At 39.1% G+C, this 12,791-nt stretch carries 11 protein-coding genes; 1 reads left to right on the top strand and 10 read right to left on the bottom strand.

Annotated features, from left to right (window positions below; translation table 11 throughout):
• Positions 1–467 precede the first annotated feature (467 nt).
• The 7 genes from ACFCYJ_RS12635 to ACFCYJ_RS12605 all read right to left on the bottom strand — a co-directional run bounded on the left by ACFCYJ_RS12635 (position 468) and on the right by ACFCYJ_RS12605 (position 6,650).
• Positions 468–1,184, bottom strand: a complete 717-nt coding sequence (locus tag ACFCYJ_RS12635) for a toast rack family protein (protein ID WP_376074280.1) — start codon at positions 1,182–1,184, stop codon at positions 468–470.
• A gap of 177 nt (positions 1,185–1,361) precedes the next feature.
• A complete protein-coding gene (locus tag ACFCYJ_RS12630; protein ID WP_376074279.1) occupies positions 1,362–2,249 on the bottom strand; it encodes a hypothetical protein in 888 nt (295 codons plus the stop codon).
• Positions 2,233–2,766, bottom strand: coding sequence for a sigma-70 family RNA polymerase sigma factor (locus tag ACFCYJ_RS12625; RefSeq protein WP_370046892.1), 534 nt, complete (start codon positions 2,764–2,766; stop codon positions 2,233–2,235). The genes ACFCYJ_RS12630 and ACFCYJ_RS12625 overlap by 17 nt, the downstream gene beginning before the upstream one ends.
• A gap of 103 nt (positions 2,767–2,869) precedes the next feature.
• A complete protein-coding gene (locus ACFCYJ_RS12620; RefSeq protein ID WP_376074278.1) occupies positions 2,870–3,253 on the bottom strand; it encodes an SRPBCC family protein in 384 nt (127 codons plus the stop codon).
• Between the two features lie 178 nt (positions 3,254–3,431).
• Positions 3,432–4,220 (bottom strand): ABC transporter permease, encoded by a 789-nt coding sequence (locus ACFCYJ_RS12615; protein WP_376074277.1) that lies wholly within the window; start codon positions 4,218–4,220, stop codon positions 3,432–3,434.
• Entirely contained in the window at positions 4,217–5,236 is a 1,020-nt protein-coding gene (locus tag ACFCYJ_RS12610; protein ID WP_376074276.1) for an ATP-binding cassette domain-containing protein, read from the bottom strand. The genes ACFCYJ_RS12615 and ACFCYJ_RS12610 overlap by 4 nt, the downstream gene beginning before the upstream one ends.
• A gap of 193 nt (positions 5,237–5,429) precedes the next feature.
• On the bottom strand, positions 5,430–6,650 hold the full coding sequence (locus ACFCYJ_RS12605; protein ID WP_376074324.1) for an MFS transporter: 1,221 nt from the start codon (positions 6,648–6,650) through the stop codon (positions 5,430–5,432).
• Between the two features lie 81 nt (positions 6,651–6,731).
• Here ACFCYJ_RS12605 and ACFCYJ_RS12600 point away from each other — a divergent pair, with 81 nt between their 5' ends.
• Positions 6,732–7,646: a LysR family transcriptional regulator gene (locus ACFCYJ_RS12600; RefSeq protein ID WP_376074275.1), complete on the top strand. Its 915-nt coding sequence runs from the start codon at positions 6,732–6,734 to the stop codon at positions 7,644–7,646.
• Between the two features lie 159 nt (positions 7,647–7,805).
• Here the strand turns inward: ACFCYJ_RS12600 and ACFCYJ_RS12595 are convergent, their stop codons facing one another.
• The 3 genes from ACFCYJ_RS12595 to ACFCYJ_RS12585 all read right to left on the bottom strand — a co-directional run bounded on the left by ACFCYJ_RS12595 (position 7,806) and on the right by ACFCYJ_RS12585 (position 12,635).
• The gene (locus tag ACFCYJ_RS12595) at positions 7,806–8,906 is read right to left on the bottom strand and encodes a lactonase family protein (RefSeq protein WP_376074274.1); all 1,101 of its coding nucleotides are present in this window, start codon (positions 8,904–8,906) and stop codon (positions 7,806–7,808) included.
• 187 nt (positions 8,907–9,093) lie between these two features.
• Entirely contained in the window at positions 9,094–10,905 is a 1,812-nt protein-coding gene (locus ACFCYJ_RS12590) for an ABC transporter ATP-binding protein (RefSeq protein ID WP_376074273.1), read from the bottom strand.
• Positions 10,902–12,635 (bottom strand): ABC transporter ATP-binding protein, encoded by a 1,734-nt coding sequence (locus tag ACFCYJ_RS12585; RefSeq protein WP_376074272.1) that lies wholly within the window; start codon positions 12,633–12,635, stop codon positions 10,902–10,904. Before ACFCYJ_RS12585 ends, ACFCYJ_RS12590 begins: the two co-directional genes overlap by 4 nt.
• Positions 12,636–12,791 lie beyond the last annotated feature (156 nt).

Here is a 12,791-nt window from a genome sequence, read left to right as displayed (position 1 = left end):
AAGAATTAAACAATTTTAGTATTAAATTTTTTTGAGGGCAAACAACTTTAAAGTGCCTTATTACAATAAAATGTAGCAAGGTTCTTATAGGGGGGGCTTTAGTTAAATTTCGATTCAAAAAATAACAAAAAAAGGCAGATTTATTCTACACGTTTTGTAGATTTAATCTGCCTTTTAGTTTTAACAACAATAATCTTCGGAAAAACAGCCTTATAAATAGACCAAAGCGGCTCTGCTTCAAATGTTGGGGTGACGTTCAATCGGTCATTTCGGCTCTTCTATGCATTTTATTCGTTCTATCCATGACTTTGACTGTTCTATCCATGACTTTGACTGTTCTATCCACGATTTTGGCTCTTCTATCTTGCACTGTAATCGTTCTTGCCAACGCTTTTGCCAACTATCCCTATATTTCTACCAAAAAAAAATAGACTACCTCAACTTAAAGTAGCCTACTAAACTTTTCTTTATTTATCCAATTTAAAAGTAATGTCGCCAACTCCGATTTCCGAGTTCACCTCTAGTATTACATCTGCTTTATCGTACGCTTCGTTTACATAAACCCCTTTGCCTTTAGAAATGAAACCTTCTATATTTGAACTGCCGATGCCTGCTTCTGTCGTAATCTTTACCCCCACTTTTGACGGTAATATGACAGTAGTGTCCCCAACACCTGTTTCAACATTCGTTTCGAAGCTTTTTTTCCAATCACCGCCTAAATTCACTTTGAGATCGCCAACACCCGTGTCAATATTTAATTTTTCCAGCTGCAACCCTTGTAAATCTAGTTCTGCATCCGATGCGCCAGTTTCGATTGATAGATCCATTGGAATTTCTTCATTCAATTTTATATCCCATATATTTTTTATTTTCCCTAAACGCACGCTAGTTGAACCTTTATGGTCAATCGATACTTTACCTGTCTTGCCGCGTAGGTCATATCTTACTTTTGGAGCAAGTTTATCAATATTGTATTCAGCAGTACCTTCCACCCAATCCTTGGCACCTTTTTCTACTGTTATTTCTCCAATACCAAGATTTAATTCTACATCCAACTTTTCTGCTTTATCCTTTTCTACTAGGATCGTTTCATCTTTGGTTTTACCTGGTGTGACTGAGTTGCACCCCGATAACGCAATTAATGAGGCGCCTATAACCAAACCAAGTCCCATAAATTTTTTCAATGTAATTTCCTCCCACTATATAATATTCCAATAAATTCATTATATAGGAATTTTCATATATAAAAACGAACCTCCGCTTTAAATTCATCTAAGACCTAAGACGTAGTGAACACTCATTCCATTGATATGTCAAAAATGAACCCCGTATGAAAGCATCATATTCATACGGGGTAGCAGTTAATAGGTGAAAATACGTGAATCATTATAAAGAATAGAAGTCTTTCCTTTATGATCCAATGCATGTATCAGCAATTGAGAAGTGGCAATTTCTGATTTTAGAGGCACTAATATTAATTGCGCATCATTCGAATCAACTGCTTTCTCAATACGCTCGGCCCCAGTGTCTATTATTAATTTTTCAATGTCATGATTTTCAACTAATGGTATAACAATATGGTGGATGTCTTTCAAATAAATAGCATCCATGGTATCTAATTCGCTCTGTATATACTGATCCAATGCATAACCTTTTCCATCATGCTTGAAAATTGCAATACCTTGAAAGCCATTCTCCGAAAAATAACTAATTCTATACTGTTGTATCGTTATTGAACCATTCATTTTAACAGTATCTGGATGAAACGGTCCCCATTTTATAGCATTTTGAATTTCCGCTTCATTTTGTACGTAAACGCGATAGCCAATTCGTTCAGACATATTCCCTAAAATGGCAATAATAATGACGATACATAGTAGTACTCGCCAAAACCATTTATTCATGAAAGCAAGTAATGCAAAAATAAATAAGAAGACCGTACTAACTAACCCTACCACCATCCATGGTTGTGTTAAAACGCTATAGTCTTTAACCTTTCCAGACTTTTCTGGATAAAGATTTGAATCGATAATTGCCGACGTCGTTGATTGGAAATCATTTTGGGATAGCATTAGCTTTAAACCGATTAACAGACATCCTGATACGACTACTGTTAGAATAATTGGCGTTAACGACGGTGTCCGCCTCTTCGTTTTCTGATTGATTTTTCGGAAGGTTTTTACATGACTTTCATGAGAGAATTTACCTTCCTTATACATTCGATTGATGGCATTACGAATCTGATCCATATTCGAACCCCTCCTCCAATAGCGTGATGCCAACCATTTGACGCGCTCGCCTTAATCGTGTTTTGACCGTATTTTCTGGTAGCTTTAGCAGTTCTGCAACGTCCTTTATGGAAAACTCCGCAAAGTGAAATAGTAGTAGTACATCTTTGTATTTCGTCGGTAGTTTTTCAATCGATGCCACTAGTAATGCATCCGTCTCTCCCATCAATACTTCTTTTTCAGGATTATTGGAAAGGCTCTTTAATTTGCTCCAATAATCAATGACTTGTATTTTTTTATAACGCCAGCTTGATAGATAACTATGACAATTGTTAATCGCAATTCGATATAAATATGTTTTGATGGAAGCTTCTTCACGAAATTGCTCCATTTTCTCATAATATTTAACAAAGGTGTCTTGTACCAAATCCTCGGCCACTGTCCAATCTTGTACATATGTATAGCAAACTCGTATTAAATAATCTCCGTACTTTTTCATAGCTCTAGTTAAGTGAGCGTCCTTCTGTTCTTTTAACATTTTGCTCGCCCCCTTTGCTTTTACAAAAAAGCATTTACAGTTAGACTGATGAACAATGAAAAAGTTTCATGGAAAAATCAAATTTCCCCATGAAACTTACATGTTAAAGGTTATCATTTCCCTCCACTAAAGCTTGTAAGTTAGCGAGAGAAGCCTCGTAGCCGTTCGTATTAAAAGTGACCGTGGTGCCATTTTGTTCTTCCTCTAAGACAATAGCGATCAGTGTTTCTTCTATGCCTAAGTAAAACGAAAACTCTTGATTCGGCGTTACATTTTTAATCGTTAACACCATCGGTAATTTTTCTGAAAGCTGATTATGTTCATTCGGCAGTAACGTGAGAATCATCTCTTCTCCAACCTCTAATTTAGGGATTTCCAAAGTTGAATCTGGGGCGTACCATTGCGACAGTAGCTGTTCCTCTGTGATTGCTCGCCAAACTGCAGCAATACTTGCATCAATCCAAATCGAACTTTTGTCTTTATCCATTATCGCATCCTCCGTTTGCTGAATTCATGTATTTTTCTATCATTTTATCCTATTATAGGAATCAACAACAGTTGCAACTTTAATTTTTGTTTTTAGGTTTTGCTATGCTTTTACGCAAACAATCCAATAAAAAGCGTGTTTTGACAATTGCTTGATCAAAACACGCTTTTAGACTTTTTTATGTTCTACGCATATAAGCACGAACCGTTAGTGGTGCAAAAATGATTACAACAATGGCAGCTCCAATAAGTGAAGCTGACAAATCCCAACCTATAGCTCCCGAATTTGCAAGTTCTCTAACGGCTGTGACGAGATGTGAAATTGGATTAATTTTCACAAACCACTGCAGGAAATTTGGTAAAGTCTCTGCTGGAACAAAAGCATTAGAAAGAAATGTCAGTGGAAACAGAACGAGCATGGAAATTCCTTGTACACTCGAAGCTGTACGTGCAATGACACCAAAGAAGGCAAAGATCCAGCTAATAGCCCAGGCACAGACAATAACTAAAAGCCCCGCAAGTACAACGCGACCCAATCCACCTTCTGGTCGATACCCCATGATATATCCCATAGTAAAAGTAAGTACAGTTGCAATAGTATAACGAATCGTATCTGCCAAGAGAGCTCCAGCAAGTGGTGCAATACGTGCAATAGGTAGTGATTTAAATCGATCAAACACCCCTTTATCCATATCTTCCCTCAATTGGACTCCTGTAACGATTGAGGTAGTGATGACCGTTTGCACGAGAATTCCTGGAATGATGACTGGCAAATAGTTTTCCACATTGCCCGAAATGGCTCCCCCAAAAATGTAGGTGAACATCAAGGTGAAAATAATCGGCTGAAGCGTTACATCAAACAATTGCTCAGGTGTACGTCGAATTTTTAATACACCTCGATAGGCCATCGTTAACGAATTTCTTAAAGATTGATTGAAGCTCGGCTTCTTTAGTAATTGACTTTTCATACTCTTTCCCCCTCTCCTTGCTCAGAGCCTTGGAGTTCTTGGGGAACATTCTCACCGGTAATTGTCAAAAACACTTCATCTAAGGTCGGTTTTTGTACACTTAACTCATCAAGTTGTATTCCTTTTTGACGAAGTGCGATCAGTAAATCCGTAACTGCGTCAACATTTGACATCGGGGCCGTAATCTTCCCAATGTCCTGTGTAACTGTAGTTTTTACTTTGAGTATTTGTTCTACGGTTTCACGAGCAACTATGATCTCCTGAGGATTTTGAATGTTCAAATGTAAAGATGATGTACCTACAGATGCCTTTAGCTCATCGACTGTTCCCTCCGCAACAACTCGGCCATGATCAATAACGGCAAGTCGATCTGCCAGCTCATCTACCTCTTGCAAATACTGTGTCGTTAACAAGACAGTTGACCCTGTATCTACTAAACGACGAATAGTATCCCACATTTGATTACGCGTACGAGGATCTAGCCCCGTCGTCGGCTCATCTAAGAAAATTAACGGTGGCTGTGCAATCAAACTGGCTGCCAAATCCAAGCGACGACGCATACCTCCAGAAAAATTTTTCAAAGGACGTTTAGCAGCTTCTGATAAACCGAACTCTTCCAGTAATTCAGCTGCCTTATTTCGGGCCTCTGTACGTCCCAATCCTAGCAAACGAGAGAAAATAATTAAATTTTCCGTTGCACTAAGTGACTCGTCAACTGAAGCATACTGACCAGTAACGCCAATTAATTGACGTACAATATGTGGCTCTTTCACTATGTCATAACCGAATATTCGTGCCGATCCAGCATCTGCTCGTAGAAGAGTTGCTAGCATTCTGATGGTAGTTGTCTTTCCTGCGCCGTTAGGACCAAGTACCCCATAGATCGTGCCAGCACGTACGTTTAGATCGACACCATCAACAGCCCGATTTTCTCCAAAATGTTTGACTAGGCCACGTGCTTCAATAGCCCACTCACTATTCTCTAACGGGCTTTTCATTCTATTCACATTCCCCATTACTATTCCTCCTCACTTACTACCATCATTTCATTTTTCATGATGGAAATCCTTTTTTTAAGTTTTTTATAGATTTTATTAATTGTCTATAAACGGATGATACAATAAATTTATGAACTGAATGTGAACCGAATAATCTAAGTCATTCATTGAATTTGATCAGCTGTTTGTTTACGAAGCAATCTCCATGGAACTACAGCACTTCTGGACTAATCTTCGTATTTTTGGTCGCCCTATGTAAATTTATTGCACCGAGAGCGACAACTATTGCGACAATGTCCATCGCCAATTGATAACTTGAAAAAAAAGTTACCATGAATCCAAATAATGAAGGGGCAATGACGATAAAAAACTGATTCAACGTCAAGGCAGCACTCACAGTTAGACCTACATATTGTGGATTCGATTGCTCTGTCACACAGGCGATAAACAATGAATACCAGCCAAGCGCTACGAAGCCTAATAAGAAACAACATACTAGCATCAATATTTTAGCATGTAGCATAAATGGCAATATGACTGTAAGAATCACTGCACTTACCATCACGATTATTAATAAATATTCCCGCTTCTGCGCAAAAAATTGATCACTAATCCAAGCAATGGCCACCCTGCCAATCATCCCACCGATTAATACTAGGCTTAAATACTGGCCTGCCTCTGTTAAGGTATAGCCTCCTTCTTGATGTAAATAACTCATAAAATGGGCAACGAGTATCATTTGTAAGGTCATCATCACGATTCCTACAATATAGATTGGATATAAATCTTTATTATTTTTAATGGCCGTGAGCTTCTCTTTAAAAGTGACAGATGTTGCAGCTACTGCTACGCGTTTTTTAGGCTCCTGATAAATCAGTAAAAAGAGCAGTCCACCAGCAATTGCTACGAATCCTTGTACAAGATGCACGAATGACAGGCTATAATGATGGTATATATATGTGAGAATGACTGATGCTAGCGCTCCACCGATTGGAATACCTGTTTGTCGAATGCCAATCGCCAGCCCGCGATGTTTGTCTGGAAACCATTTTACAATAGCCGTACTCCCCCCAGTTTGTGCACTGCCGTACCAAACTCCTACGATTAATAATAAAAATAACAACACCATATAATTATTGACCAACATGAGTAGTAAAGCCGAGAGCCCTAATAATATGGAACCCCATCCGATGATTTGTTTTTCCCCTTTTTTATCCATTAAATAGCCGAACATCATCATCGAAAAGATGGGCCCAATATTAACGGCAGAGACGATAAATCCTGTTTGGAGCGATGATAAATTCCATTCAATTTGATAAAACGTGGCGATTGGTCCCATGCCGTACGTCACGAAAGTTGCCGCAGTTTGAGACAGCGTGGCCACTAATACGATGACCCACTTATAATATGTATTCATAAAAATTCCTCCTATGCTCTTACACTAATTCATATTTACTTTACATATTTGAGTTTACGCGTACCCTATGAATGCGTAAAATGGAGGAAAGTGATAGTGGCTATCAAAAAAATTTATAGGTGTGTGACATACAACATGAACATAGAAGAAATAGCAATAAAGATTGAAATTTTGGAGAGACAAAATCTTAGTAAATCCGCTGAAATGACGAATTATACGCAATCTGCCTTAACCTCAAAAGTGAAGAAAATGGAGGCTGAAATTGGTCAGGAAGTGTTTAAGCGTACACCACAGGGCTTGAAGATTACAGATGTAGGGATACACTATTTAAAATTTTTAAAGCTGATGACACAGGAGTACGATGAATTTTTACAAGAGATTGGTTCGGCACAAACAAATTCAAAAATTAACTTCGGCACTTCCCATACAACGATTAAAATTTATGGCGCATCCATTATGAATGCCTTGCAGACAAATAATATTCCTTTAGATGTCGATTTCACCGTGGAATCAAGCACTTCCTTAAATGAAAAAATACATAATGCCGAAATGGATTGTTCACTGACGAGTAATCCTATTAAACACTACCCTGATTTAAATTATGACAGGATTGCAACTGAAACATTTGAAGTCATTTCGAACGATTCATATATTATTGATTTCGAGAAACGTTCTCCTTTCACACTCCTTGTGTTAAGTAAAGGCTGTATGTATACACGGGCGATGGCAGAGTGGTTAAAAAAGAATCAAGTTCCATTTACGATGAAGGAAATAAAATCGGTAAGTAGTATCCTTGATTTCCTACAAATAGACAATACAATTGCTGTATTAAATACAAAACTAATTGACCTTTATAACTACTCCAACATTCACTATTACGATTTGCCGAAGTTAAATAAAGAAATAGAGACTGTCTTTGTTTACAAGAAGAACGAGAATCAACAATCTTCTATTTTTCAATTAAAACATGTAATTGAATCATTGCTAGAAGACCCTATCGAACGAAGCTAGTTTGATAGGGTCTTCTAGCAATTTATCGGAACAATTTCAAGGTTTATCGCCCCAATTTTATCGCCTAACTTTTAAAATTTATCACCTAACTTTTTTAATTTATCACCTAACTTTTATAATTTATCACCCAACTTTTTTTATTCATCACCCAACTTAAAATCAAAGAACCGCTAACCCCTGCGAGCCAAAATAAGGGAGTTGAGTCCATGCAGCAACCTGCAATCTAACTAGACTTCCATCCGCTTGGATTGCAAATACGGAGACTGTTCCCTGATTTCCGTTTAGGGTGTAAAAATGCCGTCCATCTTTGCTCACACCAACATCCATAGGCAGTCCTGGAGCTGTACCTATTGGTGTACTGGTAATATGCCCTGCTACTGACAGTGCACCATTGGGATCGATTCGGTACGTGGAAATGGTGCCGCTTAAAGTATTAGTTATGAATGCAAAACGTTCATCTCTAGTTGTGATTACCCAGCATGCGGTTTTATATCCATTTGGTACGGAGCCACTGATCACATGAAGAATCCCGTCATTGCTCATTGAATAGGAAGAAAGGGCATTTGAACTTGCTTCAGTAACTAAGAGGATTCCAGAGGATAGAAAATAGGCACCCAATGGTCCGTCACCATAAGAATCATTTACGATTGGCTCTGTAACCGTACCGTTTTGATTTACGTTGAAAACGCTAAGACGGTTTGAAGTATACTCGGTTACAAGAAGCTTACTGCCATCACGTGTGAAAAGAACCTGAGCGGGCTCGGCATTGAAAGTACTGAGAGAACGTGAGGAGCCGGCAATAGGAGTAAGGCGCCCGTGTTCATCTATACGAAAACCCATGATATTCGATGCATAATTGTTCGCGGCATACCCAACATTGGCAACATAGACAAGATTACCAAACACATCTACACTATTTGGCTGTGCACCTCCCGATGGCTTCACGTCCGCGAGAACGGGTGCACCGCTGTCACTAATGAGAAAACTGCTAATACTATGGCTGCCTGCGTTCACTGCAAGAAGGAAACGACCATCACGGGATAAGGTTAATGCTCCTTGTGACGTCAGGGGATCGACACCATTGTTTGGGGTTGCCGCAGAGACTTTCCTTATGCCAGTACCTCTACCATTAGTTGGATAGGCACCTACGAAGGCGAGCATTCCATTTGTGTCCCTGTAAAAGGCAATGACTTGATTCATGACTTCATTATTTGTCATCATGTAAACCATACTTACACTTGCAGGGGAATTTTTGTTCATATAAACTTTCCTCCTTTTATAGCTTTATATGGTTCTTTTACGAATTCAATTCCCCGTTTACAGGATAATTGCTCAATTATTTTACTAATGCTCAATAGCTTAAGTACATAATGTGAGCAGCATTATTTTTTTACGGAAAATAAAAAAGCTGTCTATTAAGCTTACTTAATAGACAGCCTTCTATATGTTATTCCACTTGTTCCAGCAAAAGTTTCTGTTGGAGATTACTATAAATACCTTGTTTTTGCATGAGCTGCTCGTGATTGCCCTGCTCCACAATTTCACCTTGTTGAATAACAAGGATTTGGTCGGCATTTTCGATTGTTTTTAAGCGGTGTGCAATGACAAAGCTTGTGCGTCCCTGCATTAAATGCTGAAGACCTTTTTGAATATCAACCTCTGTTTGCGTATCCACACTGGATGTAGCTTCATCCAAAATTAAAATATCTGAATTTTCTAAAATTTCCCGGGCAATAGCTAATAATTGGCGTTGACCTTGACTTAAATTTGCCCCACCTGCTTGAACCAGTGTATCATATTGTGCTGGTAAATGTTTAATAAAATTATGGGCATTCGCGATTTTCGCCGCTTCTTCTACCTCTGCATCCGTAGCATCAAGTTTACCGAAACGAATATTTTCACGAATCGTTCCGGAAAATAAATACGTGTCCTGCAGTACAACACCCACTCGTTGACGGATCGTTGCCATTTTATAATCCTCGATGTTTTGACCATCAATTAATATTTCCCCTGCATCGACGTCATAAAAACGACTTAACAAATTGATAATCGTTGTTTTCCCTGATCCCGTTGGTCCAACAAGTGCAATGGTTTCACCCTGTTTGGCATGGAAGCTAATATTTTTCAGGACTGGCCTCTCGGGTAAATAGCTGAAGGAAACATTGCGAAATGTCACTTCTCCTTTTAGACTTTGACAATCTATGGCATGCTTTTTATCAGCTACTTCCGAAGATTCATCTAAAATCTCGAAAACTCGTTCTGCTCCTGCAATTGCCGACTGGAAGGTATTCAAAAGATTTGATAACTGATTCAACGGACGGAAAAACTGACGTGTATACGTGACAAATGCGGCGATAACCCCAACTGAAACGATCCCTTTTACCGATAAAAATGCCCCTGTGCCAATGACAACAGCTAAACCTAAATTATTCATAAAGTTATTAATGGGGCCAAGTAGACCTGAAGTAATTTCTGCTCGCTGTGCCGAGTTACGGAGATTTTCGTTCTGTTTATGAAACGTTTCAATTGTTTGTTGTTCAGTCCCAAAAAGCGTCACAACCTCTGCACCCGTAATCATTTCCTCAATATACCCGTTCAGCTTTCCTAAATCACGTTGACGGGCCACATAGTTTTTACTACTACGTTTAACAATTTGCTTCGTCGTAAAAACAATTAGTGGAATTATAATCAGCGTCACGATTGCTAGCTGCCAGCTAAGCGAGAACATAGCAATACTAACACCGATTACCGTTAAGACTGACGAAACGATTTGTGTCACACTTTGTGCAAGTGCCGTATTTAAATTATCGATATCATTTGTCACACGGCTCATTAAATCACCGAGTGCTCGCTGATCGAAAAATCTCAGTGTTAACGTTTGTAGCTTTTTAAATAGTTCAAGTCGTAATGTGCGAATTGTTTTCATCGCCACATGGATCATGACATACGTTTGTAGCCACGTAAAAATAGACGCAGCTGTATAAATAACTGCTAGCACTATACCTAGACGAATCGTACCGGCAATATCTTTCTTCATAATATATTCATCCACGATATGTCCGATTAAGTACGGTCCTGCTAAGCTTAAAAATGTTGAAGCTACTACAAAAAATATAGAGAAATAAAGTCCTATTTTTTGCTGCTTCACATAGTGCCACACTCGATTGATCGTGGCTTTTTGATTTCTAGCCTTTTCAGCTGGCCCAGCCACACGTGGTCCGCGTCCAAAATTCATTTGCTTTGGTTGACTTTGACTCATTGTTGTACACCAGCCTTTTGCTGTGAAGCGTAAATTGCTTGGTAGAATTTATTATTCTGTAATAATTGTTGATGTGTACCTTGACCAACAATTTCGCCGTCTTCTAATACTAGAATCTGGTCCGCCTGCTGAATAGAAGCAATTTTAGACGCTACGATAAACGTCGTCGTGTCATTATATTGATTGCTAATAGCTTGTTGGACATGTTTTTCAGAGGCACTATCAAGGGCTGATGTTGTATCATCCAGCACTAAAATAGCCGGCTGTCTTACAAGTGCACGCGTTAATGCTAGTCGCTGCTTTTGACCGCCAGAGAGATTGGTTGCCCCCTGTGTAAGTTCATGCGCTAAACCGTTATCCAGTCGGTCCACAAATTCAGTGGCACATGCTGCATCTAGAGCTTGCTGTAATTCCACTGACGTTGCATCCTCCTTACCAACACGGATATTATTATCAATTGCACCTGAGAACAGCAAAGCTTTTTGAGAAGTAAAGCCGATATGCTTGCGTAAAGTGGAAAGTGCATAATCCTTTAGAGGCTTGCCATCCAAGTGTATTTCTCCACTCGTTGGATCAAATAATCGTGGTAATAGCTTCACTAGCGTTGACTTTCCACTACCTGTTTTTCCGATCAGGCCTACCGTTTGCCCGGGCTTTACGGAAAATGTAATATTTTTTAGGACATCCTCCGCCGATTCATAATAACGATAGCTCACATTGTGAAAGTCAATCGCCCCTTGAATTGGCGCTGTAAGGTGGTTTTCCGCTTCCTTGACCGCTACTTCTTTATTTAAGACGTCCACAATACGCTCTCCCGAAGGAATAGCACGTGCTATTTGCATCAATACCATACTAGAAGTCATCAATCCATTTAATATAATCGTTAAATAGTTAATAAAAGCGAGAATCACCCCAACCTGTAATGTACCAGCTTCTACTTTAATGGCACCAAGCCAGAGTGCTGCTACAATCCCTAGATTGACAACAAACATCGTAAACGGCACGAGCACCCCAACGATTTGCTCGGCTGTAATAAAGCGCTTCGTTAGCGTATCATTTAGCCCACTAAATTGTTCAATCTGTTGCGTTTCACGACGGAACGCCTTAACGACACGAATCCCCGCTAAATTCTCCTGAAGCTTCGTATTGACACCATCAATTGCCTCCTGCACACGACGATACAGGACACCCGAGTACTTTGTGAAAAAGTACATCGCAATAATTAATAGCGGTACGATAATAAGAAGTATAGAAAATAGCTCACGTGCCGTCACAAAAACAATAATGACTGCTCCAATAAATAATAATGGACCACGTACAAAAATACGCAATGTCATCATAAACGCGCGCTGAACACTTTCCACATCACTCGTTAAAATCGTAATAAGCTTCCCTGTAGTAAAAGCATCACGTTCCTTTGCCGAATACGTCATCATTTTTTCATAAAGTGACTGACGAACATCTGATGCAAAATGGATAGCTGCCTTTGAACTATAATAGGAACAGCCTACCCCACCAACTAGTCCGAATACCGCACTCACTAGCATCCAGACGAACATTTTCAGCACATACGGATTGTCGCCATTGGCAATACCCGTATCAATCATATGCTGCATAATCGTCGGCTGAAGTAAATCCATCGTTACCTCTAGTACCATTAATAATGGTGCAATCAAGGTAAAAAATTTATAGGGCCCTAAATACGCTCCTAACTGTTTAATTGCCTGCATTCTTTCGTCTCCGTTCCATTTAAATCACATTCGCTCTTAATTATAACTGAAAATCATTCTCAAGTGGTAATTAATTTTCGGGTCTCGTAATATTTGGGACATGATTGATTATTTATGTAGGTTTTGGTAACTTTAGCTGTTGTTCAAGCTAAAAAA

It is taken from the genome of Lysinibacillus sp. NPDC056232 (assembly GCF_042267565.1).
Lineage (GTDB): Bacteria > Bacillota > Bacilli > Bacillales_A > Planococcaceae > Lysinibacillus.
The sequence above is the reverse complement of the archived record's forward strand: the minus strand, read 5'-3'. Positions and strand labels throughout refer to the sequence as shown.

What these genes read in the sequence shown, in the direction of transcription:
- ACFCYJ_RS12615 (WP_376074277.1), bottom strand. Translation starts at nt 4,220, where the DNA reads ATGAAAAGTCAATTACTAAAGAAGCCGAGCTTCAATCAATCTTTAAGA.
- ACFCYJ_RS12625 (WP_370046892.1), bottom strand. Translation starts at nt 2,766, where the DNA reads ATGTTAAAAGAACAGAAGGACGCTCACTTAACTAGAGCTATGAAAAAG.
- ACFCYJ_RS12585 (WP_376074272.1), bottom strand. Translation starts at nt 12,635, where the DNA reads ATGCAGGCAATTAAACAGTTAGGAGCGTATTTAGGGCCCTATAAATTT.
- ACFCYJ_RS12610 (WP_376074276.1), bottom strand. Translation starts at nt 5,236, where the DNA reads ATGGGGAATGTGAATAGAATGAAAAGCCCGTTAGAGAATAGTGAGTGG.
- ACFCYJ_RS12595 (WP_376074274.1), bottom strand. Translation starts at nt 8,906, where the DNA reads ATGAACAAAAATTCCCCTGCAAGTGTAAGTATGGTTTACATGATGACA.
- ACFCYJ_RS12620 (WP_376074278.1), bottom strand. Translation starts at nt 3,253, where the DNA reads ATGGATAAAGACAAAAGTTCGATTTGGATTGATGCAAGTATTGCTGCA.
- ACFCYJ_RS12630 (WP_376074279.1), bottom strand. Translation starts at nt 2,249, where the DNA reads ATGGATCAGATTCGTAATGCCATCAATCGAATGTATAAGGAAGGTAAA.
- ACFCYJ_RS12590 (WP_376074273.1), bottom strand. Translation starts at nt 10,905, where the DNA reads ATGAGTCAAAGTCAACCAAAGCAAATGAATTTTGGACGCGGACCACGT.